Source organism: Streptomyces sp. NPDC019890, assembly GCF_044903445.1.
Taxonomy (GTDB): domain Bacteria; phylum Actinomycetota; class Actinomycetes; order Streptomycetales; family Streptomycetaceae; genus Streptomyces.
On record NZ_JBJDQK010000001.1, the window covers coordinates 542,055 to 568,670 of the forward strand.

Annotated in this window: 24 protein-coding genes and 1 pseudogene; 11 read left to right on the forward strand and 14 right to left on the reverse strand. The window is 70.0% G+C overall.

All coding sequences use genetic code 11. The features are described from left to right. The first annotated feature begins 10 nt into the window (after positions 1-10). From ACI2LP_RS02375 to ACI2LP_RS02395, 5 genes are all read left to right on the forward strand, one after another. Positions 11-658 carry an ABC transporter permease gene (locus ACI2LP_RS02375; RefSeq protein ID WP_404722648.1) on the forward strand — a complete coding sequence of 216 codons (648 nt, stop codon included), beginning with the start codon at positions 11-13 and terminating at the stop codon, positions 656-658. Further along, complete coding sequence (locus ACI2LP_RS02380) at positions 651-1,946, forward strand: betaine/proline/choline family ABC transporter ATP-binding protein (RefSeq protein ID WP_404722649.1); 1,296 nt, start codon at positions 651-653, stop codon at positions 1,944-1,946. The genes ACI2LP_RS02375 and ACI2LP_RS02380 overlap by 8 nt, the downstream gene beginning before the upstream one ends. Then, complete coding sequence (locus ACI2LP_RS02385; protein ID WP_404722650.1) at positions 1,943-2,812, forward strand: ABC transporter permease; 870 nt, start codon at positions 1,943-1,945, stop codon at positions 2,810-2,812. The genes ACI2LP_RS02380 and ACI2LP_RS02385 overlap by 4 nt, the downstream gene beginning before the upstream one ends. Next, on the forward strand, positions 2,812-3,801 hold the full coding sequence (locus tag ACI2LP_RS02390) for a glycine betaine ABC transporter substrate-binding protein (RefSeq protein WP_404722651.1): 990 nt from the start codon (positions 2,812-2,814) through the stop codon (positions 3,799-3,801). Before ACI2LP_RS02385 ends, ACI2LP_RS02390 begins: the two co-directional genes overlap by 1 nt. Positions 3,802-4,180: 379 nt before the next feature. After that, positions 4,181-4,483, forward strand: a complete 303-nt coding sequence (locus tag ACI2LP_RS02395) for a hypothetical protein (protein WP_404722652.1) — start codon at positions 4,181-4,183, stop codon at positions 4,481-4,483. 92 nt (positions 4,484-4,575) lie between these two features. Here ACI2LP_RS02395 and htpG read toward each other — a convergent pair whose 3' ends face one another. The 9 genes and pseudogenes from htpG to ACI2LP_RS02440 form a co-directional block, all read right to left on the reverse strand. Next, positions 4,576-6,405: a molecular chaperone HtpG gene (gene htpG, locus ACI2LP_RS02400; protein WP_404722653.1), complete on the reverse strand. Its 1,830-nt coding sequence runs from the start codon at positions 6,403-6,405 to the stop codon at positions 4,576-4,578. Between the two features lie 235 nt (positions 6,406-6,640). After that, positions 6,641-6,769 (reverse strand): hypothetical protein, encoded by a 129-nt coding sequence (locus ACI2LP_RS02405; protein WP_404722654.1) that lies wholly within the window; start codon positions 6,767-6,769, stop codon positions 6,641-6,643. A gap of 398 nt (positions 6,770-7,167) precedes the next feature. After that, a pseudogene (locus ACI2LP_RS02410) lies at positions 7,168-7,563 on the reverse strand (cation:proton antiporter); the annotation flags it as partial. An 85-nt stretch (positions 7,564-7,648) separates the two neighbouring features. Continuing rightward, complete coding sequence (locus ACI2LP_RS02415) at positions 7,649-8,578, reverse strand: aldose 1-epimerase family protein (protein ID WP_404722655.1); 930 nt, start codon at positions 8,576-8,578, stop codon at positions 7,649-7,651. Between the two features lie 123 nt (positions 8,579-8,701). Next, positions 8,702-9,967: an alpha/beta fold hydrolase gene (locus ACI2LP_RS02420; protein ID WP_404722656.1), complete on the reverse strand. Its 1,266-nt coding sequence runs from the start codon at positions 9,965-9,967 to the stop codon at positions 8,702-8,704. A gap of 158 nt (positions 9,968-10,125) precedes the next feature. Next, positions 10,126-10,818 carry a GntR family transcriptional regulator gene (locus ACI2LP_RS02425; protein ID WP_404722657.1) on the reverse strand — a complete coding sequence of 231 codons (693 nt, stop codon included), beginning with the start codon at positions 10,816-10,818 and terminating at the stop codon, positions 10,126-10,128. Between the two features lie 47 nt (positions 10,819-10,865). Beyond that, entirely contained in the window at positions 10,866-12,236 is a 1,371-nt protein-coding gene (locus ACI2LP_RS02430; RefSeq protein WP_404722658.1) for an aldehyde dehydrogenase family protein, read from the reverse strand. 96 nt (positions 12,237-12,332) lie between these two features. Next, a complete protein-coding gene (locus ACI2LP_RS02435) occupies positions 12,333-13,241 on the reverse strand; it encodes a dihydrodipicolinate synthase family protein (protein ID WP_404722659.1) in 909 nt (302 codons plus the stop codon). Between the two features lie 30 nt (positions 13,242-13,271). Continuing rightward, positions 13,272-13,493: a hypothetical protein gene (locus ACI2LP_RS02440; protein WP_404722660.1), complete on the reverse strand. Its 222-nt coding sequence runs from the start codon at positions 13,491-13,493 to the stop codon at positions 13,272-13,274. 252 nt (positions 13,494-13,745) lie between these two features. Between ACI2LP_RS02440 and ACI2LP_RS02445 the strand changes: the two genes are divergently transcribed. The 6 genes from ACI2LP_RS02445 to ACI2LP_RS02470 all read left to right on the forward strand — a co-directional run bounded on the left by ACI2LP_RS02445 (position 13,746) and on the right by ACI2LP_RS02470 (position 20,749). Further along, positions 13,746-15,497 (forward strand): ABC transporter substrate-binding protein, encoded by a 1,752-nt coding sequence (locus ACI2LP_RS02445; RefSeq protein ID WP_404722661.1) that lies wholly within the window; start codon positions 13,746-13,748, stop codon positions 15,495-15,497. A gap of 15 nt (positions 15,498-15,512) precedes the next feature. After that, positions 15,513-16,445, forward strand: a complete 933-nt coding sequence (locus ACI2LP_RS02450; RefSeq protein ID WP_404722662.1) for an ABC transporter permease — start codon at positions 15,513-15,515, stop codon at positions 16,443-16,445. Beyond that, entirely contained in the window at positions 16,442-17,428 is a 987-nt protein-coding gene (locus ACI2LP_RS02455) for an ABC transporter permease (protein WP_404722663.1), read from the forward strand. The genes ACI2LP_RS02450 and ACI2LP_RS02455 overlap by 4 nt, the downstream gene beginning before the upstream one ends. Continuing rightward, a complete protein-coding gene (locus tag ACI2LP_RS02460) occupies positions 17,428-18,432 on the forward strand; it encodes an ABC transporter ATP-binding protein (protein ID WP_404722664.1) in 1,005 nt (334 codons plus the stop codon). The genes ACI2LP_RS02455 and ACI2LP_RS02460 overlap by 1 nt, the downstream gene beginning before the upstream one ends. Continuing rightward, on the forward strand, positions 18,429-19,427 hold the full coding sequence (locus tag ACI2LP_RS02465; RefSeq protein ID WP_404722665.1) for an ABC transporter ATP-binding protein: 999 nt from the start codon (positions 18,429-18,431) through the stop codon (positions 19,425-19,427). The genes ACI2LP_RS02460 and ACI2LP_RS02465 overlap by 4 nt, the downstream gene beginning before the upstream one ends. A gap of 113 nt (positions 19,428-19,540) precedes the next feature. After that, complete coding sequence (locus ACI2LP_RS02470) at positions 19,541-20,749, forward strand: MFS transporter (protein ID WP_404722666.1); 1,209 nt, start codon at positions 19,541-19,543, stop codon at positions 20,747-20,749. Between the two features lie 72 nt (positions 20,750-20,821). Here the strand turns inward: ACI2LP_RS02470 and ACI2LP_RS02475 are convergent, their stop codons facing one another. The 5 genes from ACI2LP_RS02475 to ACI2LP_RS02495 all read right to left on the reverse strand — a co-directional run bounded on the left by ACI2LP_RS02475 (position 20,822) and on the right by ACI2LP_RS02495 (position 26,405). Next, a complete protein-coding gene (locus ACI2LP_RS02475) occupies positions 20,822-22,174 on the reverse strand; it encodes a carotenoid oxygenase family protein (RefSeq protein WP_404722667.1) in 1,353 nt (450 codons plus the stop codon). 115 nt (positions 22,175-22,289) lie between these two features. Continuing rightward, positions 22,290-22,757, reverse strand: coding sequence for an SRPBCC family protein (locus tag ACI2LP_RS02480; protein WP_404722668.1), 468 nt, complete (start codon positions 22,755-22,757; stop codon positions 22,290-22,292). A 62-nt stretch (positions 22,758-22,819) separates the two neighbouring features. Then, positions 22,820-24,331, reverse strand: coding sequence for an MFS transporter (locus ACI2LP_RS02485; RefSeq protein WP_404722669.1), 1,512 nt, complete (start codon positions 24,329-24,331; stop codon positions 22,820-22,822). Between the two features lie 99 nt (positions 24,332-24,430). Next, a complete protein-coding gene (locus ACI2LP_RS02490; protein WP_404722670.1) occupies positions 24,431-24,997 on the reverse strand; it encodes a TetR/AcrR family transcriptional regulator in 567 nt (188 codons plus the stop codon). A 16-nt stretch (positions 24,998-25,013) separates the two neighbouring features. Next, a complete protein-coding gene (locus tag ACI2LP_RS02495) occupies positions 25,014-26,405 on the reverse strand; it encodes a glycosyltransferase 87 family protein (protein ID WP_404722671.1) in 1,392 nt (463 codons plus the stop codon). Positions 26,406-26,616: the final 211 nt, after the last annotated feature.

Consider the following 26,616-nt stretch of genomic DNA (forward strand, 5'->3'; position numbering starts at 1 on the left):
GGACCGAGAAGTGAGCTTCTGGGAGTACCTGGGCACCCGCTACCAGCAGCTGCTGGTGGACGCCTATCAGCACGCCAGCGCCGTCTTCCAGTGCATGGTCGTCGCCACGGTGCTCGGGGTCTTGATCGGCGTCCTCACCTACCGCACCGCGTGGGCGGGAAACCTGGCGATCACCACGACCGCAAGCATCCTCACCGTCCCCTCCCTGGCTCTCCTCGGACTGCTCGTCCCGGTCGTCGGCCTCGGCGTCGCGCCGACCGTCATCGCGCTGACGCTGTACGGACTGCTGCCCGTGGTCCGTAACGCGGTCGTCGGGTTGCGCGGAGTCGACCCGGCCCTCGTCGAGGCCGCCAAGGGCATGGGGATGTCACGGTTCGCCCAGCTGCTAAAGGTCGAACTGCCCCTCGCCTGGCCGCCGATCCTCACCGGTGTCCGGGTGTCGACCCAGATGCTGATGGGCATTGCGGCGATCGCGGCCTTCGCCTCGGGTCCCGGGCTCGGCAACCAGATCTTCCGTGGCATCTCCAGCCTGGGCAGTGCGAACGCGCTCAACGAAGTACTGTCGGGGACGCTCGGAATCGTCGTCCTGGCCCTGCTGTTCGACGCCGGGTACGTGCTGATCGGACGGCTCACCATCTCACGGGGGATCCGTGGCTGACTCTGCCGATATCGTCGAACCGACCTCCTCGACGTCCGGCGCCGCAGGCCCCGGCGGATCCGCCCGATCCGCCGGGCCCGACCGGTCGGCCGCCGCCGGTGCGAGTATCCGGCTGGACAACCTCACCAAGCGCTATCCGGACAGCCAAGCCCCGGCCGTGGAGGACGTGACCCTGGACGTCGCGGCCGGCGAAACCGTGATCCTTGTGGGGCCCTCGGGCTGCGGCAAGAGCACCACCCTCAAGATGATCAACCGGCTGATCGAGCCGACCTCGGGGCGGATCACCATCGGCGGCGAGGACGTCACCGGCATCAACCCCGTGGCGCTCCGCCGCACCATTGGCTACGCCATCCAGGCCACGGGCCTCTTCCCGCACATGACCGTCGCCGAGAACATCGCGCTCGTACCGAAGATGGCCGGCTGGCCCCGCGCGAAGGTGCGGGACCGGGTCGAGGAGATGCTCGAACTGGTCGGGCTGGATCCCGGGGAGTTCCACGGCCGCTATCCGCGCCGGCTCTCCGGCGGCCAGCAGCAGCGGGTCGGGGTGGCGCGGGCGCTGGCGGCCGACCCGCCCGTGCTGCTGATGGACGAGCCGTTCGGGGCCGTCGACCCCATCACCCGCGAGCGCCTGCAGGACCAACTCATCCGATTACAGCGCGAGTTGCGCAAGACGATCGTCTTCGTCACGCACGACTTCGACGAGGCCATCAAGGTCGGCGACCGGATCGCGGTGCTGCGCGACCGGTCGCAGATCGCCCAGTTCGACACTCCGGAAGCGATCCTGGCCAGTCCGGCGGACGACTTCGTCGCCGGTTTCGTGGGCGCGGGAGCCGGGGTGAAGCGGCTGCACCTCAAGCGCGTACGGGAGGTGGAGCTCGCCGACGTCCCGACCGCCACCGTCGACGACAGGCTCGAGACCGCCCTGCACCTGCTGGACGCGGGCTCCGCCTCCGCCGACCACCTGCTGCTACTGGACCGGGAGCGGCGCCCGCACTCCTGGCTGCGACGCGAGGACCTGACGCGCGCCCGGAGTGCGCAACCCGCCGGAGAGCCGCTGCCGTTGTCGGCGGGCACCCCCGTACGGAGCCGGATCGGGGTGGACATGACGCTGCGGGACGCGCTGGAGGCGCTGCTGGCCGACGGTGCGGGCCGCGTCGCGGTCACGGGACAGGACGGCGCGTACGCCGGCGTGGTGGACATGTCGACACTGCTGAACGCGATGCACGGGGCGCCGGGCGAGCGGGGAGCCGAGGAGGCTCGGCCGACCGGCCGGGGTGAGCCCGCGTGAGCCGGAGCGACGTCGATGTCGGGGCCGGTGGTGGAGCCGCTCCCGAGGCCGGTTACGGGTCCCCGGGGCCGGCTCCAGGGCCGGGGCATGACGAGCCCGTGACCCGGCTCGCCGCACTGGACCGGGTCCCGCCCCGTATCACCTGGCAGAAGCTGGTGACGCTGCCGGCCTTCGTCGCGGTCGTCCTCGGCGCCACCGCGCTGTATCTGCGCACCACCGAGCTGGACTCGATCGCCAGGAACGCCCTCGCAGACGGCGCCGTGCGCACCGCACTCCTCCAGCAGACCGAACTCGTCGCCATCTCCACCTTCTTCGTGCTCATCATCGCGATCCCGCTGGGCATCGCGCTGACGCGCGGGGTCCTGCGCCGGGCCGCACCGCCGTTCGTCGCGGTGGCCAACATCGGCCAGGCGACCCCGGCCCTTGGCCTGCTGGCGCTGCTGGTGATCTGGCTCGGCATCGGCCAACGAGCCGCCTTGGTCGGCATCGTGGCATTCGCGGTGCTGCCGGTGCTGAGCAACACCGTGGCCGGCCTGAGGGCCACCGACCCGGCACTCGTGGAGGCGGCGCGCGGCATCGGGATGTCGCCGCCGCTGGTGCTGTTCCGGGTCGAACTGCCCCTGGCCGTACCGCTGATCCTGGCGGGCGTACGGACCGCGCTCGTGCTGAACGTCGGCACCGCGACGCTGGCCACCTTCGGCGGCGGAGGAGGACTCGGGGACCTGATCTCCTCCGGCATCACCAACCAGCGCATGCCGGTGCTGGTGCTCGGCTCCGTACTGACAGTCGCCATGGCGCTGATCGTGGACTGGCTGGGGATGCTCGTCGAGTTGCTGCTGCGCCCACGCGGCCTGGAGGTGGGCTGATGCACCTGACCCGGGTACGGACGGCCGTCGCGGGCGCGGGCGCCCTGCTGCTCGCCGCCGCAGGGCTGAGCAGCTGCGGACTGACCAGCGGCAGCCCGCTGGCCGACTCGGTGCAGCCCGGCTCCATCGGGAAGGGGCGACCGCTGGAGGGCGCCCAACTGACCGTGACCTCCAAGGAGTTCACCGAGCAGATCATCCTGGGCCAGATCATGGGGCTGGTCTTCAAAGCGGCCGGCGCGGAAGTCCTGGACCGGACGAACATCCAGGGCTCGATCGGTGCCCGCGAGGCGGTCAAGTCCGGTGCGGCGGATGGGATGTACGAGTACACGGGCACGGCCTGGATCACCTACCTCGGTCACACCAAGCCGGTCGTCGACCCGTACGAGCAGTGGGAGGCCGTACGCGACGAGGACCGCCGCAACGGCATCACCTGGCTGCCCGCCGCCGCGCTCAACAACACCTACGCGCTGGTCGCGAACCGGGCGAATGCGCAGAAGTACCGGCTGCGCACTCTCTCCGACGTGGCACGTCTGACGAAGAAGGACCCGGGCGCGGCGACGATCTGCGGCGGAAGCGAGTTCTCGGTGCGCGAGGACGGCCTGCCGGGCGTGGCGAAGACGTACGGATTCGCCCTCCGGCGCGGGAACTTCAAAAAGATGGACGACGGCGTCGTCTACACCCAGGTCGCCAAGGGCGCAGCCTGCACCCTCGGCGTGGCGGCCACGACCGACGGCCGCATTCCGGAACTCGAGCTGAAGGTGCTGGAGGACGATCGGCACTTCTTCCCCAACTACAACGCGGCACCCGAGATGAACAGCGCCACGATGAGAAAGTACCCCGCCATCGCCGACGTCCTCACCCCGATCACCAAGCGGCTGACGGGGGCGGAGGCCCAGCGGCTGAACGCGCGGGTGGACGTGGACGGGGAGGACCCGCACGAGGTGGCGAAGGACTGGCTGGTGCGGGAGGGCTTCATCCGGGAGGGCTGACAGCGGCTTCGCCCCAGGCTTGAGCTCCATCACAAGCTGGTGCACGTACCTCTTCATGGCCCAGATCACCGAAGGCCGTCTGACACCCGAGTGCTTTCAAGGATGGGGCAACCCGTCAACGCTGATGCCCTGACGTTCCATCACAGCAGCCAAAGACGGCAGTTCCGCCACGACCTGGGCAGTCAGGCGTTCATCGAGCGCTCTTCTCGCAGCTTGGCTGGCGTTGCGACTGCGCTCAGTGCCAGATGCGGCACCTGCCGGCGGAGCTGCGCTGGACCGGGTTCCCGCCCGAGCTGCGCGCCTGCGAGACCGACGCCCCCGAGGAGGGGCACGGCGGGTACAGCTCCGGCTCTCGCCGGGGGCCCCACGCTCACCCTGCGTGGCCCGCCAGTCCCGCTCGTACCGTGCGGCGAAACCGACGGGAAAACGCATGGTCGGCGGCGGTGGGTCTGGGCCCACCCACCCGTACGTTCAGACCCATACCGCGCCGCTCACGCGCTCCGGCGACAGCGACCCCAAGACGACGCTGGACGAGGCCAAGGCCTGGGGACAGCACACGACCGGTTCACTCGATCTCCGTGTGTTCACCGGTGGGCACTTCTTCGTCAGCGAGCAGAGCACAGAGGTCATGCAGGTCCTGAAGCAGCACTTCCGGACCGAGGGCGCTCGCACCGCCGGCTGACAGCCGCCGCCCCGGCGCCCCTGCGGCGTGTTCTCGCACGACTGCCGCGAGCACGGATGTGCTCGCGGCAGTCGTCGTCATCGGGCGTCGGCTCAGAGCGTCTTGCTGAGGCGGTCGGCAAGCAGAGCGGCGAAGCGTGCCGGGTCGGCCAGATCGCCGCCTTCCGCGAGCAGGGCAGTGCCGTACAGCAGCTCGGCCGTCTCGGTCAGCTCCGGGTCACCGGCGCGCTGGTCGTACGCCGTCTTCAGCGCGCTGACCAGCGGGTGCTGTGGATTGAGCTCGAGAATGCGCTTGACCGGCGGGAGCTCCTGACCCATCGCCTTGTACATCTTCTCCAAGGCCGGCGTGAGGCCGTCGGTATCGCTGACCAGGCACGCCGGTGAGCCGGTGAGCCGGGTCGTCAGGCGTACGTCCTTGACGTCGTTGAGGGTTTCGTTCAGCCAGGTCAGCACCGCCGCATAAGCCCCGGCCTGCTCCGGTGACGGCTCCTCCTCGGAGAGCAGGTCAACCGCGCCGCGGGCGATGGACTGGAACTCCGTGCCCGCGTAGTCGCGGACCGCCTCGGCCCAGATCTCGTCCACCGGATCGGTGAGCAGCAGGACCTCGTACCCCTTGGCCCGGAACGCCTCCATGTGCGGGGAGTTCGCGACCTGTGCGCGGCTGTCGCCGGTCATGAAGTAGATCTTGTCCTGGCCCTCCGGCATCCGGGCGAGGTAGTCGGCCAGGGTGGTGGGCTCCTCGCCGGCGGTGGAGGCGAACGAGGCGATGTCGAGAATCGCCTTCTGGTCCTCGGTTCCGTCGAGGAGGCCCTCCTTGACGACGGGGCCGAACTCGCCCCAGAACGTGCGGTACTTCTCGGCATCCTTGCTCATCAGGTCCTTGATGGACGCCAGGACCTTCTTCGCCAGGCGGCGACGGATCAGCTGGATGTGCCGGTCCTGCTGGAGGATCTCGCGGGAGATGTTCAGCGACAGGTCGGCGGCGTCCACGACTCCCTTGACGAAGCGGAGGTGGTCGGGCAGGAGCTCGCGGCTGTCGTCCAGGATGAACACGCGCTTGACATACAGCTGGAGGCCGTGGCGGGCATCACGCTGATAGAGGTCGTGCGGGGCCCGCGCCGGCAAGAACAGCAGGGCCTCGTACTCGAAGGTGCCCTCCGCCCGCATCCGGATGATGTCGAGCGGGTCCGTCCAGTCATGGCTGACGTGCCGGTAGAACTCCCGGTACTCCTCGTCACTCACCTCCGAGCGCGGGCGAGCCCAGAGCGCCTTCATCGAGTTGAGGGTGTCGCCCCCCATCAGGACCGGGAACGAGATGAAGTCCGAGTACCGCTTGACGATCTCCCGGATCTTCCCTTCGTCGGTGTAGTCGTAGAGCGCGTCCTCCTCGTCGGCGGGCCGCAGGTGAACACGCACCGACGTGCCCTCCGGCGCCTCCTCCACGGTCTCGATCGTGTACGTGCCGTCGCCGTCCGACTCCCAGCGCACCCCTGTTGCCTCACCGGCCTTGCGGGTGAGCAGAGTGACCTTGTCGGCAACCATGAACACGGAGTAGAAGCCGACCCCGAACTGGCCGATCAACTCGGCCGATTCCTTGCTCTCCCTGAGCCGGCGCAGCGTCTCGGACGTACCGGATCTGGCGATGGTGCCGATCAGCCCCACCACCTCGTCGCGCGACATACCGATCCCGTTGTCCCGCACGGTCAGCGTGCGGGCCTCCTTGTCGGCGTCGATCTCGATGTGCAGGTCATCCGCCCTGAGACCCTCGTCCTTCAGCCCGGCCAGGCGCCGCTTGTCCAGGGCGTCAGAGGCGTTGGAGATGAGTTCGCGCAGGAAGATGTCCTTGTTCGAGTAGATCGAATGGACCATCAACTCCAGCAGCTGCCGCGCCTCAGCCTGAAACTCCAGCGTCTCGGTACTCATGACTTCCCTTCTGGTCAGTTGAATCTGTGCGACGCCAACACTTCCAGGGGCCGAGGAGGTACGCACGCGCCGGTGCCCGACCTCGGCCAGGACGAGGTCGGGCAGGCTCGAGCCCGGTGCATGAGGCGCTGCAGCCGCCAGACATGGCACAGCTCCCGGTTGAAGCTGACGGCGATCTCAGCTCGCAGCTCTTCCGCGCCGGCTCTGCCCCCGTACGCGTCGCGTTGGTGACGCGTCACTCCGCCACGTACGTGCACTGCTTGCGCACGGCCTGAATTTGATGGCCCGTCAGCTCAGAGCCGGAGGTCAGCAGCAGCTCGGTCACCTCGCGCGTGAACTCCGCCGAGCTGAGCACGTCGCACATCGGCTCCTGCCCTTCCGCGGTGGACGAGTCGGCCGTCGGGAGCCGTGGGGGCAGCCGCGACGGCCGCCTGGACCGACGGGCTCTCCGCGTCAATGCCCAGCCGAACCTTGGACGCCTTGAGGCCGCGGTCGCTGTCCTCGATCTCGAACTCCACCATGAGCCCGGAGCGCAGCGTCGACTCGGGAATGAGCAGATCATTCACATGCAGGAAAACCCATCCGCAACCCTCGCCAACTGCGTTGCACTTGCGATCGCGCCCCCATCACCACAGCACTCGGGGCTTCGGCTCCGCCGGGTGCCACGTAGCGGAGCCGCGCCCTTCTCCGACGGTCACTTGCCGGTGCTCGGGTCGCCGTGCACCGGCATCGCCGGCGCGGGCCCGAGGAGCACGACACTGTCCCTGAGACGACGAGGATCACGCCCAGCATCACAGCCACCTCGAGCGGCATGCCGAACATCACCGGGGCGATTCCTGCGGTGGCCGCCCAGGTGATGACCACACCGAGCAACAGCAGCCTGACCACGACCCCCCGGGTGCGACCGGTGAGATGTCGTAGGTCGAGTCCGAGACCGGCGTCGTAGAGGATCACCGCCACGGAAAGCGACACCAGGGCGGAGAAGTCCGGCCCCAGCAACTGGTCCGGGTGGATGACGTGGGTCAGGGCGCCCGCGGTGAATCCGGTCGGCAGCAGCACGATCAGGGCGGGGATGCGCAGCCGGCTCGCCAGGATCTGCGAGCCGACGGCGAGGACGACGGTCAAACCGATGCCAAGGAGGATCTCGTCGTCAGTCACAGGCGTCTTGGGAGGTAGTGGCGCTGGGCGACCCCCCAGGCTTGCGCCGGCCGTAGCGGTGGATGGCGATGAGCACCGGCCGGCCTCATGTCGTGGGCCCCCAGGGGGTGATGCCCCAACGGAGCACGTGCTGGGCGCCCGGGGCCAGAGCGGTCACCGCTCTGCCGCTGCGGAAGGCGTCCGCCGGGCAGGACATGGCTTCGACGGCGATACCACGGCGTCGCCGCTCGGGCTCGGGCAGCGTGTCGCCGGTGTACACCTGTACGAATTTGGTGCCTTCGCCGAGCCATACGTCGACCCCGTGTTGTCCGGAGGGATGCGCCAGGCGGACGACGGCGCGACCGGAAGGGTCCCGGTCGAGTTCGGTGAACGCCGTGTCCAGCGGCTGCTCGCCAATGGGCCGGGGCGCCCGGAAGTCGTAGGCCGTGCCCTGGACCGGTTCGCTGCCGACCGGCAGACCTTGCTCGTCGGTGCGCAGCCGGTAGCGTGCGGGCACGGTCAGCAGCGCTTCGTCCACCAGGTCGGTTCCCACCGTCAGGTAGGGGTGTTGCCCTGCTCCGTAGGGTGCCACCGCCTCCCCCAGGTTCGTCGCTGTGACGGCGACAGCCAGCCCCTCGGGACCCAGCCGGTACTCGGCGGACACGTCCAGCGGGAAGGGGTAGCCGGGCTGCGGGAAGAGTGTGGTGCCCGTCGTCACCCGGTCCTCCTGCTGGTCGAGCAGCCGCCATGCCGACCAGCGGAGCAGACCGTGGATCGCGTTGCCGCTGTCCGGCTCGGTCAGCGGAAGTTGCAGGTCCTGTCCCTTCCAGGTGTAGCGGCCGCCGCCCACCCTGTTGGGCCAGGGCACCAGGAGTTGTCCACGGCCGCCGGTAATCCGCGCGTCGGCGTCGAACCCGTCCAGCACCGTTCGCCCACCCACCGCGTAGTGGCGGAGCGCGCCGCCCAGTTCGACCACGACGGCAGTCTGGTCGCCGTTGCGCATCTGCCACTGTGCGCCCGTTGCGTTCCGGCTCATCCACCGCTCCTTCGTCCTTACGGTCCCGCTCGTCCTTACGGTCCCGCTGCGCGCCGCCCTGCCCAATCTCGACCATCCAGGGCCGACTCGCACTTCAGCGGCTTCGTAGCGACCCGCACGGCCCTAAGCGCGGTCCCCGGCCAGGTCCATCAGGCGGGCCAGCACACGGCCGCTCGACGCGGTGACGCCGTCGTGCTCCCATTCATTGGTGACCCAGACGCGGGTGGCACCGACCTCGCGCGCGGTGCGCAGGGAGAGTGCGGCGTCCACATACATGTCGTCGTGGTAGACGATCGCGGCGAGTGGGACCTGATTGACGGCGAGGCGATGGAGGTCGTACAGCGGCGGCCAGTCGGCGCGTTCGGCCAGCAGGTCGGCGGCGTCCGCGAAGGGGCGCAGGCCCGTGATGTCGCGGAACATCCACGGGTAGATCATTTCTCCGGTGAGAAGGAGGGGATCCGCGTCCTCGGCGAATTCGGGGAGGTCCGCGAGCACCCGCGAGGCGGCCCAGCCGCTCGAACCCGCGCCCTGGCCGTAGAGCGTCTCCTGCATCACGGCGAACAGCGGATTGTCGGTGAAACCGGTGAGGGCCATCACCTGGTGGAGGAAGGTGTCGCTCGGCTCGCCATCGGCATCAAGGGATTCGTCGAGCAGCCAGTGGATCCGTTCGAAGCCGTCACCCATGCCGAGGGCGAGTCCGAGGGTGCGCAGGCGGCGGGTGGTGAGGCGGTCTCCATTGGGCAGGCGGACCTCGGTGGTCGCGAGGAGATCGGCAATCTTGCGGAGGCGGGCGGCGTCGTCGGGGTAGCGGGCGTAGAAGTCGAGAACGCGGTCCCGCACCCGCGGGTAGGTGCGGGCGTACACGTCGTCGGCGGTGGCGGCGAGGCCGGGCAGGCCACCGGTCACGTAGCAGGCCCGCAGTCCCTCGGGCGCCTGGGAGAGGTACGTGAGGGTGAGGAAGCCGCCGTAGCTCTGGCCGAGCGTCTCCCAGGGCTGTTCACCGCAGAGTTGACGGCGGATCAGTTCCGCGTCGGCAACCACGGAGTCCGCCCGGAAGTGGCCCAGATACGCGGCGAGTTGGGCGGGGGAAGCGAACCGGGCGGCGGACCGGGCGGTGACGGGGGTGGAGCGGCCGGTGCCGCGCTGGTCCAGCAGGAGCACCCGGTGGGTCTTGAGCGCCTGGGGCAGCCAACTCGGTGAACCGGCCGACGGGCGGGGCGATTTGCCGCCCGGGCCGCCCTGAAGGTAAAGCAGCCAGGGAAGTCCCTCGCCGGCGCGGCCCGGGTCGACGACCTCACGGGCGAAGACCTGGATGTCCGGCCCGTGGGGGGCGGAGTGGTCCAGGGGGACGGTGAAGACGTGGTCGACGGTCGCGTACGCGGGGTTCATGGATCCCTTTCACAGCCCAGGGGCTGCGGCATGAAGTGTGACATTGCATGGATCAGGATGGGTCGGCCCACGGTCGGCGGGGAGCCCCCAGGTCCGCATAACTCCACGTTATGGAGGGCTCTGTACCCCTCGACTCAGCCGAGGGCTGTGCCCTCGGCTCAGCCGCGGCGGGCGGATTTCGCCGCGGTCTCGCTCTTGGCCCACAGAGAGCGGACATGGCCCAGGTGCTTGGCCATGCACTTCTCCGCTCCCTTCGCGTCGCCGGCGAGCATCAGGTCGAGGAGTTCCAGGTGTTCCTCGGCCGAGGGGATCAGCCCGCCGCGCTCGTCGAGGGCGGTGAGCCCGTACAGGCGGCTTCGCTTGCGCAGGTCGCCGACGGTTTCGACGAGCCTCTCGTTGCCGGAGAGGGCGAGGAGCGAGAGGTGGAACTGCCGGTCGGCCTCCAGGTAGCCGATGAGGTCGTGGTCGCGCGCGGCCCGGACAATCTCCTCGGCGACCGGCCGCAGCGCCTCCAATTGCTCGTGAGCGGCGGACCGGGTGATCCGGCCGACCGTGGGGATCTCGATCAGGGCACGGATCTCGGTGTACTGGTCGAGATCGCGCTCGTTGACCTCGGTGACCCGGAACCCCTTGTTGCGAACGGGCTCGACCAGGCCCTCCCGGGCCAGGTCGAGCATCGCCTCGCGCACGGGCGTCGCGGAGATCCCGAAGTCCTCGGCAAGGACCGGCGCCGAGTACACCTCGCCCGGCCGCAGCTCGCCGGAGATCAGGGCGGCCCGCAGGGCGTGGGCGACCTGGTCGCGCAGCCGCTCGCGGGTGGCATTGAGGTCGCGCTGCTTCAGGTGCCCCATAACGGTGGTGATCCCTTCATCCCGGAGCGGATCACCACCGTACAATGTCACGTTGTTTTCACAGGTGACAGGGTGTACGTGCGGCTGGAAGTGTAGAACTCCAGGGCCGCGTGACCCTGTTCGCGCGGCCCGTGGCTGGAGGCTTTGGCGCCGCCGAAAGGCAGGTGGAAGTCGACGCCGGTGGACGGGGCGTTGATCCGGATCATCCCGGTGTCGAGCTGGTCCAGTCCGTTCAGGGCCGTGTCCAGGTCCGCGGTGTGGACCGAGGTGACCAGGCCGTACGGGACCGAGTTGGTGATCCGTACCGCATGGGCGAGGTCGTCGGCGGGCAGCAGGGCCGCGATGGGCCCGAAGACCTCCTCGCGCAGCAGCCGATGCCCCGGGGACACCTTCTCGACCAGGGTCGGGGCCGCGTACCAGCCCGGGCCGTCGGGCACGGTGCCGCCCGCGAGGACCGAGGGCCCGCCCCAGGCACTGCTGACCTGATCGCGAGCGCGTTCGTCGATGAGTGGTCCGCACGCAGTGGACGGATCGGCAGGGTCGCCGACCGGGACGGTCCGCAGCGCCTCGGAGAGTGCCTCGCGCAGGGGGTCGACGGCCGCGCCGACCGCGATCACGCGGCTGGTGGCGGTGCACTTCTGGCCGGCGTATCCGGCGATCGCGGCGGCGATGTGGCCCGCGGCCTGCTCGATGTCGGCGTCCGGGAGGACGATGGCCGCGTTCAGGCCGCCCATCTCCGCCTGGACCGGGATGCCCCGGGCCGTGGCGCCGCGTGCGACTGCCTGGCCGACGGCTGTCGAGCCGGTGAAGGAGACGACGTCGGCGGCGGAGACGAGGGCGTTGCCCTCGGTCGCCCCGCCGGGCAGCACGGTGAACTCCCCTGCCGGCAGGCTCTGCTGGACGATCTCGGCCAGACGCTGGGCACACGCCGTCGCTTCCGGAGCGGGCTTGAGGACGACCGCGTTGCCCACCGCGAGTGCCGGGGCGGCCTTCCAGCTCGGGATGGCGAAGGGGAAGTTCCAGGGTGTGATGAGGCCCGCGACGCCGTGCGGGCGCCGACGGGTGAGCAGGAGTCCGAGGCCGGCAGCGGGTTCGTGGACGGCGCCGGTGGGTTCGTACGGGGCCTGGGCGTAGTACCGCCAGATCGCGGCGGTCCGCGCGACCTCGGCACGGGCCTCGGCGAGCGGCTTGCCCACCTCGCGCACGGCGAGTTCGGCAAGCTCGTCCGCGGCGGCCTCGATGCCGGCGGCGACCGCGGTGAGCGCCGCCGAACGAGCGGCCGCGCCGGCGATCAGCCAGCCGGGCTGGGCGGCACGGGCCCGCTCGACGGCGTCAACCGCCGCGAACGCGCCGGGAGTCGGGATGCTGACGAGTACGTCGGTGGGGTCGGCCGGGTTACGGGAGACGAGGCTGGTCACAGGAGGAAACCTCCGGGGAAGGGGTCGTCCGGATCGTTGGTGTGCGCATCCACGGCGTGGAAGGCATGTCGCGTACGCATGTATGCGCTTCCGTGGTCAGTGGTGGCCGTCGGCGACGGCCTTCTCGGTGGCGGCACGGACTCCGGCCTCGATCTCCCCGGTGAGGGGGAAGCGCGGGGGGCGGACCGGGCCGCCGCGGCGGCCGGTGATGTCCATGGACAGCTTGATGGACTGGACGAACTCGACCTTGGAGTCCCAGCGCAGCAGTGAGTGCAGGGACCGGTAGAGGGGCAGGGCGGTGTCGAGGTCGCCGACGACGGCGGCGTGGTAGAGCTCTGCGCAGCTGGCGGGGAAGGCGTTGGGGTAGCCGGCGATCCAGCCGACCGCACCGGCCAGGGCAAGCTCCAGCAGGACGTCGTCCGCGCCGATCAGCAGGTCGAGATCGGGGGCGAGTTCGGCGATCTCGTAGGCGCGGCGGACATCGCCGGTGAACTCCTTGACGGCGACGATGTGCCCGTCGGCGTACAGCTCGGCCAGCAGCGCGGGTGTCAGGTCCACCTTGGTGTCGATGGGGTTGTTGTACGCGACGACCGGCACCCCGGCCCTGGCGACCTCGGCGTAGTGGGCGCGTACGGCCTGCTCGTCGGCGCGGTAGGCGTTGGGGGGCAGCAGCAGGACCGAGCCGCAGCCGGCTTCGGCGGCCTGCTCGGCCCAGCGGCGGGCCTCGGCGCTGCCGTAGGCGGCGACACCGGGCATCACCCGCGCACCGTCACCCGCAGCCTCGACAGCGGTACGGACCACCCGGGCCCGCTCCTCGTCGGTGAGGGTCTGGTACTCGCCGAGGGAACCGTTCGGCACGACGCCGTCGCAGCCGTTCTCGATCAGCCAGGCGACATGCTCGGCGTACGCGTCGTAGTCGACGGACAGATCGTCACGCAGGGGCAGCGCGGTGGCGACCATGATCCCGCGCCAGGGACGGGTGCTGTTCCACTTGGTGGCGGTCATGCCAGCAGCCTTTCTGTAATGTGTGACATTTTACTGGTGGGCGTGCGGCGCCCACAAGGGGCGGACCGCGGGCCAGTGACCGACGGCCGGGGCGGGGCCGGCGGCCGGGGCGGTTCCGGGCTCCGCCTCGGCGGACTCGTCGAGCGACGCGAGTGCCGAGAGCGGAACAGGCACGGCGAACGGTCGGCGTTCGGCGGGTGGTTCCACGACACCCTCGCGGGCCGCGCGGTAGGCGCAGGCAGCGCCGACCACGCCCGCGCCGACGACGATGACGCCGGAGGTGTTTCTCGTGGGCCCAGCAGTAATATTTCACATTGCACTGACGTTGCCAAGGGCTTCCGCGATCCACCCTGGACCCGCGGGGGACCCACCCCTCGAGCGGCCCCCAATTCGGACACAGGTGCGTAACGGACTCGCCAATACCTTGTCAGTGCAATTTCACATTACTATTTTACCGGTCACATTCCAGCTCTCGGCTGGCCGACTGTTCTCCGGAGTGACCAGATGAACAAGCGCACCCTTACCGCCGTCGCAACCGCCCTGGCGGCGACCGTCACACTCGGCGCAGCCGGCTGTTCCGGCTCCAAGCACCCGGCCGGCGGCCAAGGCGCCGACGGCAAGAACCCGGCGACCGCCAACCAAGGCGCCGTCGTCGGCGGCACTCCGCAGAAGGGCGGCACCCTCACGGTCCTGTCCAACCAGGACTTCACCCATCTCGATCCGGCCCGCAACTGGGTGATGAGCGACATGGAGTTCGGGACCCGGCTGCTCTACCGCACCCTGGTCACCTACAAGGCAGCCCCCGGCACGGCCGGCGGTGAACTCGTCCCGGACCTCGCGACCGACCTCGGCAGCTCCTCCAACGGCGCCAAGACCTGGACCTTCCACCTCAAGCAGGGAGTCAAGTACGAGGACGGCACGCCCGTCACCGCGCAGGACATCAAGTACAACGTGGAGCGGTCCTTCTCCCCCGACCTGCCCGGCGGCGCCGACTACGCCGCCCGCTACCTGGCCGGCGCCGAGGGCTACCAGGGGCCTGCCGAGGGCAAGCACCTCGCCTCCATCAAGACGCCCGACGACCACACGATCGTCTTCGAACTCCGCAAGCCCTTCGCGGAGTTCCCCAACGCCACCGTCATGCCGACCTTCGCCCCGGTACCCAAGGACAAGGACAAGGGGCCTCAGTACGACAACCGGCCGTTCTCCTCGGGCCCGTACAAGATCGAGTCGTACGAGCGCGGCAAGAAGCTGGTGCTGGTGCGCAACACCGGCTGGGACGCCTCGACCGACCAGGTGCGCAAGGCGTACCCGGACAAGCTGGTCATGGTGATGGGCCTGAAGGCGAACCAGATCGACGACCGGCTGATCGCCAGCCAGGGCGCGGACGCCTCCGCCGTCTCCTGGGGTGCGCTGCGGCCGGAGAGCGCGGCCAAGGTGCTGCCCGACGCGGAGGTACGGAAGCGGCTGATCGCGGAGTCGACCAACTGCACGGACATGGTCCAAATGCACACCGGGCGGGCCCCGTTCAACGATGTGAAGATCCGTCAGGCCGTGCAGTACGCGCTCGACAGGGACTCGGTACTCACCGCCTCGGGCGGCCCCGCCTTCAACGACCTGTCCACCGCCTACATGCCGGCCACCCTCTTCGACGGCAAGGAACCGGACACTCTCAAGATCCCCGCGACCGGTGACGTCGAGAAGGCGAAGCAACTGCTGAAGGAGGCGGGCAAGCCGGACGGGTTCGAGACGAAGATGACCGTCTCGACCGGGGACAAGGGGCGGGCCGAGGCGATCCAGCAGTCGCTGGGCAAGGCCGGGATCAAGGTCACCATCGAGACCGTCGACCCGTCGGCGTTCTACGCGACGATCGGCGACACCAAGAACCGCACCGACATCGCGTACACGGGCTGGTGCCCCGACTACCCGTCCGGCTCCACCTTCCTGCCGTTCGTCTTCGACGGCCGCTACATCAAGGAGAAGGGCAACTCCGGCAACCACTCGCTCTTCCGCGACGAGCCGACCATGAAGCGGATGGACGAAATCGCCGCCATGACCGACGCCAAGCAGGCCAACACCGCCTGGCAGCAGCTGGACGGCGAGATCCTCGCCAAGGCACCCGCCGTACCGGTCCTGGTCCGCCGCTGGCCCCTGGTGCTCGGCAGCAACATCGCCGGCGCCTACGGTCAGACCTCCTTCGGCGGTCAGCTCGACTACGCCACAGTCGGCCTCAAGGACCCGTCCAAGAGCCAGGGCTGAGGGCTCGTAAAGATCATGGCCCTCACAATCGCACCGGTGGAGGTTCCGGCGGGCAGCGGCCCCTGGCAGCTGGCCCGCGCGGAACTACGCCGCCGCACCTCCGTCAAGATCTCCCTCGTCATTGTCGCGCTCTTCGTCGTCATGGCCGCCGCCGCGCCCCTGCTGAGCGCACTGGGCGGCTGGTCGCCCGAGGAGTTCGACAAGTCCGCCGTCGACCCCTACCTGGGCGGGCTGCCACTCGGACCGCTCGGCGGGATCTCCGCCGACCACTGGCTGGGCGTCGAACCCGTCACCGGCCGCGACCTGTTCGCCCGGGTCGTGCACGGCGCCCAGGTCTCCCTCCTGATCGCCTTCACCGCGACCGCGATCGTCGTGGTCGCGGGCACGGCGGCCGGGATCGCGGCCGGCTACTTCGGCGGCCGCACCGACGCGGTCCTCAGCCGGATCATGGACCTGACCATGTCCTTCCCCTCCCTCATCTTCATGATCGCGATGATGTCGGTGGCGAAGGACGTCAACCGGATCGTCCTGATGACCGCGGTGATCGGGCTGTTCGGCTGGCCCGGCATCGCCCGCGTGGTCCGCGGCCAGACGCTCTCGCTCAAGCACCGCGAGTACGTCGACGCCGCACGGGTCGGCGGATCGGGGGCCTGGCGGATCCTCACCCGCGACATCCTCCCGGGCGTCGCCGGGCCCGTCATCGCGTACACCACCCTGATCATCCCGGGCATGATCGCCACCGAAGCGGCCCTGAGCTATCTGGGGGTCGGCGTCCGCCCGCCCACCCCGTCCTGGGGCCAGATGATCGCCGAGAGCGTCGCGTTCTACGACACGGATCCCATGTACTTCGTCATCCCGAGCATCTGCCTCTTCCTCGCCGTGCTCGCCTTCACCCTCCTCGGAGACGCGCTGCGGGACATCCTCGACCCGAGAGGAAGCCGCACATGACCCGCTACCTCGGCCGCCGGCTGCTCGGCGTGGTCGGCGTGCTGATCGCGATCGCCGCCGTCACCTTCACCATCTTCTACGTCCTGCCCTCCGACCCGGCCGCCGCGGCCTGCGGCAAGTCGTGCAGCGCCGAACGCCTGACGGCGATCCGCGCCCACATGGGCCTGGACCAGCCGATCTGGGTGCAGTTCTGGGACTTCCTCAGCGGCATCTTCACCGGCCGCACCCTGGGCAGCGGCCAGTACACGCTGCACTGCGGCTTCCCGTGCCTCGGCTACTCGTACGAGAACAGCGAGTCCGTCTGGGGCCTGCTGATGGACCGGCTTCCGGTCTCCGCCTCGCTCGCGTTCGGCGCGGCGGTGCTGTGGCTGCTGCTCGGCCTGACCGCGGGAGTCACCGCCGCCCTGCGCAAGGACACCCTGCTCGACCGGGTCCTGATGATCGGCGCGGTCGGCGCCGCCTCGATGCCCGTGTACTTCACCTCGATGATGCTCATCTACGGGCTGATCCGGGTGGCGGGGCTGTTCCCCTATCCGCAGTACGTGTCCTTCGGCAGCGACCCCGTCCACTGGGCGACCAACCTGCTCCTGCCATGGCTGGCACTCGCCATCCTGTACGCGGCCATGTACGCACGCCAGAGCCGCAGTTCGATGATCGAGACGATGGCGGAGCCATTCATCCGCACTGCCCGCGCCAAGGGTCTGCCGCGTCGCACGGTCGTCGTCAAGCACGGGTTGCGGGCCGGCATGACGCCGATCCTCACCATTTTCGGCATGGATCTGGGCGGACTCCTCGCGGGCGCCGTCATCACCGAGTCCATCTTCGGACTCCCGGGCATCGGCCGGCTCTTCTACGGCGCGCTCTCCAGCGGGGACCAGCCGGTCATCCTCGGGGTCACCCTGCTCGCCGCCACCTTCATCGTCGTCGCCAACCTGGCCGTCGACCTGCTGTACGCCGTCGTCGACCCGAGGGTGAGGTTCTGATGACCGGAAGCCAATCTCTGCTGAACGTACGGGACTTGAGCGTCACCTTTGCGACCAAGCGGGGGCCGGTGCGGGCCGTGGACTCGCTCAGCTTCGATGTCCACCGGGGCCGCACCCTGGGCATCGTCGGCGAGTCCGGTTCGGGCAAGTCCGTCACCTCGATGGCGGTGCTCGGGCTGCACACCGCCGCCGAGGTCACCGGCTCGATCAGCCTCGAAGGACAGGAGCTGCTGGGGCTCCCGGAGCGGGAGTTGAACCGGCTGCGGGGCCGCCGGATGGCCATGATCTTCCAGGATCCGCTCTCCAGCCTCCACCCGTACTACACGGTCGGCGAGCAGATCGCCGAACACCACCGGGTCCACTTCAACTCCCGCCGTGCGGTGGCCCACAGGCGGGCCGTGGAGATGCTGGCCGAGGTCGGTATCCCTGAGCCGGAACGCCGGGCGGGCGAGTATCCGCACCAGTTCTCCGGCGGGATGCGCCAGCGCGTGATGATCGCCATGGCGCTGGCCTGCGAGCCCGAACTCCTCATCGCGGACGAGCCGACCACCGCCCTCGACGTCACCGTCCAGGCCCAGATCCTGGAGCTGATCGCCCGGCTGCAGCAGGAGCGCGGGCTCGCCGTCGTCATGATCACCCACGATCTGGGTGTGGTCGCCCGGGTCGCCCACGAGGTGCTGGTGATGTACGGCGGGCGGGCGGCCGAACAGGCTCCGGTGGACGCCCTGTTCGCAACCCCCGCCCACCCCTACACCCGCGGGCTGCTCGACTCCCTGCCCCGGCTCGACGACAGCGACGACGAACCGCTGCGGGCCATCCCCGGCAGCCCGCCGTCCCTGCTGACCCCCGCCCCCGGCTGTGCGTTCGCGCCCCGCTGTGCCCGGGCGGCAGGCGCCTCGGAGAGCGAGCAGCTGCGCTGCGAGACCGAACGGCCCCTGCTCTCCGGACCGGCCGACCATCCGGCCGCCTGCCACCTCCCCGCATACGAAGGCGTCGCCTCATGACCAGTACAGCTCAGCCACTCCTCGGCGTGCGGCCACTCCTCAGCGTGCGGGACGTGACGATGGCCTTCCCGGGAAAGCGCCGCGGCAGGGATCCCGTCCGAGCCGTGGACGGCATCAGCTTCGATGTGGCCGCCGGGGAAACGCTGGGCCTGGTCGGGGAGTCCGGCTGCGGCAAGTCCACCACCGGCCGCATGATCGTACGGCTCCTCGAACCCACCACCGGCTCGATCACCTTCGACGGCCACGACATCAGCCACCTGTCCCAGCGCGAACTCAAGCCACTGCGCCGCGAACTCCAGATGGTCTTCCAGGACCCGCACTCCTCCCTCAACCCGCGCCAGACCGTGGCCCGGATCATCTCCGACCCCCTTCTGGCGCAAGGGAGTTCATCGGCGGACGCACGCAAGCGGGCGGCCGAGCTGATGGACCTGGTCGGACTCATCCCCGAGCACATCGACCGCTATCCGCACGAGTTCTCCGGCGGCCAGGCCCAGCGCATCGGCATCGCCCGCTCGCTCGCCACCAGCCCCCGGCTGGTGGTCGCCGACGAGCCCGTATCCGCCCTCGACGTCTCCGTACAGGCCCAGATCGTCAACCTCATGGAACGCCTCCAGCAGGAGCTCGGCCTGGCCTACCTCTTCATCGCCCACGACCTCTCCGTCGTCAAGCGGGTCTGCGACCGGGTCGCCGTGATGTACCTCGGCCGGATCGTCGAAATCGGCGACAAGGAACGGGTGTACGCCGCCCCCGCCCACCCCTACACCCGGGCACTGCTCTCCGCGGTGCCTCTGCCCGACCCCGCGGCCGAGCGGGCCCGTGAGCGCATCACGCTCCTGGGCGACCCGCCCAGCCCGGCTGCTCCCCCACCGGGCTGCACCTTCCACCCGCGCTGTGCCAAGGCCCAGGCCATCTGCCGTACCGAGGCGCCACTGCTGCGGATCGCCGCACCGGGCGAGCCTCGGGAGGTCGCCTGCCACTTCCCCGAGGCGGCCTGAACACGGCCCGGCCCCGGATCTGCTGGGCGGATCCGGGGCCGGGCTGTTCCACCCCGGCGCGCGCCGCCTCGTGCATGGCGACTGCAGCCAGGGGGCGCTCGTAGGGTGAGCGCGTGATCGTTCGCAAGGGCGCAGTGAACGCAGGCGGTGGTCGGCGACCGGGCTATGTGGCAGCGGCCGTGGTGTTCGCCATCGGGATGGCCGGAACCACCCTGCCCACACCGCTGTACGGGCTCTACCAGGAACAGATCGGCTTCTCCGAGCTGATGGTGACCGTTGTCTTCGCCGTGTACGCCGTCGCGGTCATCACCGTGCTGCTGGTGGCGGGAAACTACTCGGACGAGGTCGGCCGCCGACCGGTGCTCCTGATCGCCATGGCCTCGTCGGCCGCGAGCGCGGGATGCTTCCTCCTGCAGAGCGGTCTGCCGCTGCTCTTCGCAGGGCGGCTGTTTTCCGGCTTCGCGGCCGGTCTGCTGAGTGGCGCCGCGACAGCGGCCGTCATCGAGCTGGCCGGTCCCGGACAGAAGGCGCGGGCCGGGTTCGCCGCCACCGCCGCGAACATGGGCGGTCTGGGCTGCGGGCCACTGCTCTCCGGGCTGCTCGCGCAGTACGCGCCGTGGCCGCTGATGCTGCCGTTCTGGGTCCACCTGGGGCTGGTGGCGGTGGCCTCCGCAATCACCTGGTTCCTGCCGGAGACCGTGGCGGAGCCGAAGCGATGGCCACCTCTGCAGCCGCAGGGAGTCAGGGTGCCACCGGAGGTGAAGGGTGTGTTCGCACCCGCGGCGGTGGCAGCCTTCGCCGGCTTCGCGCTTCTCGGGCTGTTCACGGCGGTCGCACCGAGCTTTGCCAAACAGACGCTGGGCGTGCACAACCTGGCTGTTTCGGGCGCGGTGGTGTTCTCCGTGTTCCTCGCCTCGACCGTCGGGCAGTCCCTGACACAGCGGATCGGCGCACGCCTCGCGCTCCCCGTGGGGTGCGGCATCCTCGTCGTGGGCCTGATGTTGGTGGCGTCCTCACTGCTCGCCGAATCCTTGGTTCTGCTCGTCCTGGGCGCGCTGTTCGGCGGCGCAGGCCAGGGACTGGCCTTTCGCGCGGCACTCACCCTGATCAGCGGCGCGGCCCCGGCACAGCATCGGGGCGGCACCATTTCGGCGTTCTTCGTCGTCGCCTACGCCGGGATCTCGCTGCCGGTGGTCGGTGTCGGCGCCATGGCCACATGGCTCGGGCTGCGCGAAGCCGGGTTGATTTTCACGGGCTGCGTGATGCTGCTGGCGGCGGGCGCGGGAACATACGCCGCGCTCAGGCCGCCGACGGGCCCGTAGCGGCCTGGCGCCGACAGGAAGCAGGCGCCGGAGGCTTCGCAGCGTCCGGCGCCTGCCGTGGTGACGGGCGGGTCAGGCAGCGGTGTCGGGGATCCACGAGCCGTGGATCATGGCCGGGACGCGGCGGGGCAGATGGATGGTGGCGACCGGCGGTACGGACAGGTCGGAGGCGTCCAGGACGAGCATCTTCGACGCGTTCGCGTTCAGGTCGCTGACCACCGTCAGCAGGTAGCCGGCGTCCTCGTCGGTGGCGCCCGCGGCCTGGACGAAGACGGCCTCGCTGGGGAGTTGTCCGTTGCCGACGGGCAGCAGCTGGCGGACTCCGGTGCGGCGGTCGTACTTGACGAGGGTGTGGTTGCCGATGCCGAGGTCGTCGGGGAAGGAGAGTGCGTACTGGTAGCGGTGCTCGCGGCCGGTGTACGCCTCGTTGATGGTCGGGAACTCCACGGTCAGGTCGTCGATCTGCTCCTCCTCGACCCGGCCCGCCGTCAGGTCGACGGTCCAGCGCCGGGTGCGGGAGCGGGAGTTGGGCTCGGCGCCGCGGTCCGGGGCGCCGACCCACCAGTTCCAGGAGCGCTGCCAGCCCTCGCGGCCCACGGTCGGGCCCTCGACGACGATGCGCCCGTTCGCGTCCTCGTAGGCGTTGGCGAAGTGCATCCCGTACCCCGGGAGGATGTCGAACCAGCGGACCTTGTCCGCGCCGCCGGCGCCGCGCGGCATGACGCCGATGCGCGCCTCCTGGCTGTCGCTCCAGCTGTACGGGATGCCCGAGTGCTCGGACATGTCGAAGGTGACCGAGCCCTCCAGGAACACGACGTAGTGCTCCGTGATGGCGAAGTCGTGCTTGAGCGCGGCGCTCGCCCCGGGGACCTCCTGGCTCTGCAGGACCTGGCCGTCCGGCGAGGCGACGTGGTGGATGAGGAAGGGCGGGAACGGCGAGGAGGCGAAGAAGTGGAGCTCACCGGTGGCCGGATCCTCCTTGGGGTGCGCGGTCATGGCGGAGGTCAGTTTGCCGCCGAAGTCGTACGCTCCGACGGTCTCCAGATCGGCCGTCAGCTCGAAGGGAAGGTTCGACTCGCACAGCGCGAGCAGTCGTCCGCCGTGCTCGATGACGTGCGTTCCGGCCGTGCTCGCGGTCAGGTCGGGGCCCTTGTCCGTCATGTACGGGGCGCCGTCCAGGGCGGGGGTGTGCACCCAGCGGTTGCGGTACCACTCGGCGCGGCCCTCGCGCAGCCGGATGCCGTGGACCATGCCGCTGCCCTTGAACCAGTGGGCCGGGGTGATGCCCGGCTTCGGGTTGTGGCTGTTGCGGATCAGCCGTCCGGTCAGTTCGGGGGGCAGGTTGCCCTCGACGGTGAGTCCGGTGGCGGTGATCTCGTCGGTGACAGGGGTGTAGTGGCCGGTCAGGTAGGGCTTGCTGGTCATCGTGAAGACCTCGTCTCTCCGTGATGGTGGTGGGGTGTTGTGCGGGGGCGGGACGACCGCGGCCGGAGCCGCTCCGGACCGCTCGGGACCGCTCCGGACCGACGCCGCCGGGCGGTTACCGGCGTTCGGCCTCGGCCTTCAGGTGGCCGAGCCAGCTCTCCAGGGACTGCCTGAGCGCCTGCTCCAGGGCGAGGGGCTGGGCTTCGACCGGTGCGCCGCTCCAGGACTCCTCGGTGCGGACGGTGACGACGCCTTCGGTCTCCTCGAAGGTCCACACGTGGACGCCGTCGATGCCGTGCGCCGGGCCGCCCCAGACGATGCGCCGGCCGGGCACGACCTCGTAGACGGTGGAAGTGATGTCGAGGCCTGCGGTCAGCCAGGCGAAGGACGCGCCGGGGACGAGCGGGCCCTCGAAGTCGGCCCGGTCGATGTCCGGGTGCCACTCGGCCCAGGAGCCGATGTCCGTGTGCAGGTCCCAGACGTCCGCGAGCGAGGCGTTGATCGTCGTCGAGAGGCGGACGACGACAGGGGCGTTCTCGTCGATGGTGTGGGCGGGCTTGTCGCCGGGCGTGCGCGTGGTCATGGTGCGTTCTCCTTCATCGGTGTTTGGAGGTGTTGTTGCGGTGGTCCGGGGTCCGCGGTGGTTCACTGCGAGCCCCGGGGCTCGCAGTGCGGCAGAGCGGGACCGGCCGCGGCCGGCTTCTCGTCCGCGTCGGCCTGCCGGGCCGATCGGCGTGCGAGGAGGGGGGTGAGTGCGGCCCCGGCGGCGATGAGGGCCGCCGAGACGAGGAACGCGGTCCGGTAGCCCTCGGTGAGCGCCTGGGCGTAGGGGTGGTGGTGCCGGGCGGTGGCTGTGGTCGAGGCGGCGAGGGTGCTCAGCACCGCCAGACCCACGGCGCCGCCGATCTGCCGAGTGGTGTTGACGAGGCCGCTGGCCAGTCCCGCGTCGGCGGGCCGCACACCGGTGACAGCGGCGCCGGTGAGCTGGACGAAGGCGATTCCCAGGCCGAGGCCGATCACGACGGTGGGGCCGAGCAGATCGGTGACGAAGGTGCCCTGCGCGGAGATACGGGCCAGCCACAGCAGCCCTGCGGCCTGAGTCAGCAGGCCGGCGGCGAGGGTGACATGTGGTCCCAGCCGGCGGGCGAGGCGTGGTGCGAGGGACGAGCCGAGCATGTTCGCCGCCGCGAGCGGGAGTTGTGACAGTCCTGCCTCCAGCGGACCGGCGCCGAGCACTTGCTGCTGGTAGAGGGGGAGGAAGAAGAACAGTCCGACCCACACGGCGCCGAGTAGCGTCATGACGAGATTGGCCGGTGCGACAAGTCCTTCGGAGAGCAGACGCGGCGGCATCAGGGGGGCGGGGTGGCGCCGTTCGACCAGGACGAAGAGTGCGAGCAGAACGACTGCGGCCATGAGGGAGCCCAGCACGACGGGATCGCTCCAGCCGGCGCGCCGGGCGGTGGTGAGGCCGTGGACGAGGGTGACGAGCCCGATGGTGACGGCAAGCGTTCCGGCGAGGTCGAGGCGCCTGGCGGCCTGGGCGGGAATCCGTGTGGCGGGCACCAGCACAGCGGCCGCCACGAGCACAACGGCCGCGCCGAGCCCGGACACGTAGAAGATCCAGGGCCAGCCCAGGCTCTCGGTGAGCAGTCCGCCCGCCAGGACTCCGGCCGCGCCGCCGGCGCCGGAGACCGCGCCCCACACCCCGAGCGCTCTGCCGCGACCAGGACCGGGTGGGAAGAGCTGCATGACCAGGGCGAGTGCGGCAGGCGCCACGGCGGCAGCTCCGATGCCCTGGAGCGTGCGGGCGCCGATCAGCAGCCACGGTGTGGTGGCCAGACCCGCGGCGAACGAGGCCACGGTGAACAGCGCGAGGCCCGAGAGCAGGACCCGGCGCCGGCCGACCAGGTCGGCGGCCCTCCCGCCCAGCAGAAGTAGTGCTCCGAAGGCGAGTCCGTAGGAGTTGACGACCCAGGACATGCCGCTGTCGGACAGGCCGACGCCGTCACGGATCGGGGGCAGGGCGACGTTGACGACGGACGTGCTCAGCGTGATCACGAACTGCGCACCGGCCAGGACCGCGAGGGCGGCTCCGCTGCGCGCGGCCGACGGGGCGCCGGGCCCCTGGTGGGGCCTGCCCGGGATGGTCGACTTCACGAAGACTCCTATGTGTGGTTAACCACTCACTCTTGTGGGTGCGAAAACAGGCGGCCACCGGGCCGCGCTCCGCCAGGTGGCCGCCCTGTAGGGCGACTGTCAGTAGTGCGTGATCCCCGCCGCGAGTGTGCGCGTCCAGGGCGCGTCCACTTCATCCACATGAAGGGAAACGATCAGGTGACAGAGCATGCCGATGGCGAAGAACTCCTGGATCTGCTGCTCACTGCCCCCCGAAGCCCCGCGGACGTACTCGACCGTGCGGGCGTATCCCGCTCGTACGGCCTCTCGGATCGCGGATTCGGAGACTGCGGCGGCCTGGGCGTGCAGCTGCACCAGCATGAGGTCGTTGTCGCTGATCAGGCGGGCGTACGCGTCACCCATGGCAGCGAGCACCACCTCGGGTGTACTGCCTTTGGCTTCGGCGGCGCCGCCCTCCAGTGCCGCCCTGACCCTGACGAAGCAGTGGTCGACGACCGCGGTGAACAGCGACTCCTTGTTGGGGAAGAGCCGGTAGACATACGCCTGGGAGATGCCGGCCGCCTTGGCCACTTCCGTGGTGGTGGTGCCGAAGTAGCCCCGTGCCGCGAAGGCCCCGATGGCGGTGCGCAACACCGTTTCGCGACGTTCCTCGGCTGTGGAGAGGTGGCGCTGCCGTTCCGTCTTCATGTGAGTACTTAACCACTCACTCTTTTCGAGTGTCAACACGGGCGGAAGGAAGACCTACAGCTACGTCTTTGGTTCCGGTCGCGTGAGTCGTGCCGCTCGCGCCAGTCGTGGCCTTCCACAAGCGGCGGCAGGACAGCAACGCCGCGCCGACCAGCAGTCCGTTGCGTACGACCATCAGCGTGTTGCCCAGCGCCGAGCCGTCCATGACCTCCAGGTAGTAGGTCGGAAAGGCCAGCGCGGTCACGGACGCCGCTGCCAGCAGCACGAACGCCACCGGGCGCTGGGTGGTGTGCCGGGAGGTGAGGCAGACCGCGGCCAGGCCGATCAGCCAGACCAGATACTGCGGGCTGATCACCCTGCTGGTGACCGTGAACAGCAGGACGGCGGCGAGTGCGGCGTCGAACGGTGTCGCGGCGGTCCACCGCGCGGCCCTGCCCCGCCAGAGCATCAGCCAGCCGAAGGCGGCGGCGGTGAGCATCATGGACAGCTGGGCGACGGTCGCCACGTGCAAGCCGTTGAACTCCAGGGCGCCGTAGCGGGATTCGATCCAGATCGGCATGCCCGATGCCCGCATCAGTGACAGCACGGTGCCGCCCAGCGACTCGATCTGCACACCCCTGGCGCCCTGTTGCTCCAGGAATCCGAGGCTGTGCCGGAAGCCGAGGGCGAGTACGGCGAGCAGCGCGCCCGCAGCGGCGGCAGCGGACAGCCAGACCTCCCGGCTGGTGCGCCCGCGTTGCATGCCGATCAGGGTGAGCACCGGCCAGACCTTGACCAGGGCGCCGAGCGCGGCGAACACCCCGCCGAGGCGTGGGCGGCGCCGGGCGCTGAGCAGGGCCAGCACGGCGAGGGCCGTGACCTGGATGTCGAACCGTCCGTGCGGCACATTCAGCAGAAGTGGCAGTCCGCCGGTCCACAGCCAGGCCCCGGCGAGGCTCCGGCCCTTGCGTGCCAGGGCCAGGGTGACGATCGCGTCGGTGGCGAGCGTGAGGACGAGGAACGCCTGGAAGTAGCCGAGGAACGGCAGCAGTGCGGGGAACAGGAACACCAGGCCCGCGCCCGGCGGATACTGCCAGGTGACGTCGTTGACGGGGAAGGAGCCGTCGGTCAGCTGCTGGTACCAGTGCGGGTAGAGGAAGTTCGCCTCGTCCGAGACGTTGCTGACGCCGATGCTGTCCTGGATGAGCAGATGCAGCATGCCGAGCCGGGTGAGGGTCCAGACCGCGTAGAGCACCACGATCGATTTCTTTGCCGTCCAGGCGCCGGCGTGGCGTGCCGCCCAGGCGCGGGCGCGGGCTTTTGCGCGAGGCGCGACGGGCGAAGGTTCATGCCGCTGGGGGCCGTCTGTGTCCGGGCCGCGCTCCGGGGCGGAGGTGCCGCCGACGAGGCCGGTCTGCTGCTGCGTCATGGACCCGCAATTTAGCGCTGTTTATGGCTATTTTTCGGCACTGAACCGCCCGTTCTCGCGCGGACGGCGGGGTGATCCCGGGTGGGAACGGCCCAGTGGCCAAGCAGTCCGACCTGTACGAGGTGACCGTCAGAGTTCACGCGATGCCATGGCGTGAACGAGCGTCCGCAGTGCGGGCCGAGACCCGTAACGCGGTGAGATGCTGGAGGGG

Excerpts from the sequence above, each read along its gene's own strand:
- ACI2LP_RS02390 (WP_404722651.1), top strand. The coding sequence starts at position 2,812 with ATGCACCTGACCCGGGTACGGACGGCCGTCGCGGGCGCGGGCGCCCTG.
- htpG (WP_404722653.1), bottom strand. The coding sequence starts at position 6,405 with ATGAGTACCGAGACGCTGGAGTTTCAGGCTGAGGCGCGGCAGCTGCTG.
- ACI2LP_RS02405 (WP_404722654.1), bottom strand. The coding sequence starts at position 6,769 with ATGTGCGACGTGCTCAGCTCGGCGGAGTTCACGCGCGAGGTGACCGAG.
- ACI2LP_RS02415 (WP_404722655.1), bottom strand. The coding sequence starts at position 8,578 with ATGAGCCGGAACGCAACGGGCGCACAGTGGCAGATGCGCAACGGCGAC.
- ACI2LP_RS02420 (WP_404722656.1), bottom strand. The coding sequence starts at position 9,967 with ATGAACCCCGCGTACGCGACCGTCGACCACGTCTTCACCGTCCCCCTG.
- ACI2LP_RS02425 (WP_404722657.1), bottom strand. The coding sequence starts at position 10,818 with ATGGGGCACCTGAAGCAGCGCGACCTCAATGCCACCCGCGAGCGGCTG.
- ACI2LP_RS02435 (WP_404722659.1), bottom strand. The coding sequence starts at position 13,241 with ATGACCGCCACCAAGTGGAACAGCACCCGTCCCTGGCGCGGGATCATG.
- ACI2LP_RS02445 (WP_404722661.1), top strand. The coding sequence starts at position 13,746 with ATGAACAAGCGCACCCTTACCGCCGTCGCAACCGCCCTGGCGGCGACC.
- ACI2LP_RS02450 (WP_404722662.1), top strand. The coding sequence starts at position 15,513 with ATGGCCCTCACAATCGCACCGGTGGAGGTTCCGGCGGGCAGCGGCCCC.
- ACI2LP_RS02455 (WP_404722663.1), top strand. The coding sequence starts at position 16,442 with ATGACCCGCTACCTCGGCCGCCGGCTGCTCGGCGTGGTCGGCGTGCTG.
- ACI2LP_RS02460 (WP_404722664.1), top strand. The coding sequence starts at position 17,428 with ATGACCGGAAGCCAATCTCTGCTGAACGTACGGGACTTGAGCGTCACC.
- ACI2LP_RS02465 (WP_404722665.1), top strand. The coding sequence starts at position 18,429 with ATGACCAGTACAGCTCAGCCACTCCTCGGCGTGCGGCCACTCCTCAGC.
- ACI2LP_RS02475 (WP_404722667.1), bottom strand. The coding sequence starts at position 22,174 with ATGACCAGCAAGCCCTACCTGACCGGCCACTACACCCCTGTCACCGAC.
- ACI2LP_RS02480 (WP_404722668.1), bottom strand. The coding sequence starts at position 22,757 with ATGACCACGCGCACGCCCGGCGACAAGCCCGCCCACACCATCGACGAG.
- ACI2LP_RS02490 (WP_404722670.1), bottom strand. The coding sequence starts at position 24,997 with ATGAAGACGGAACGGCAGCGCCACCTCTCCACAGCCGAGGAACGTCGC.
- ACI2LP_RS02495 (WP_404722671.1), bottom strand. The coding sequence starts at position 26,405 with ATGACGCAGCAGCAGACCGGCCTCGTCGGCGGCACCTCCGCCCCGGAG.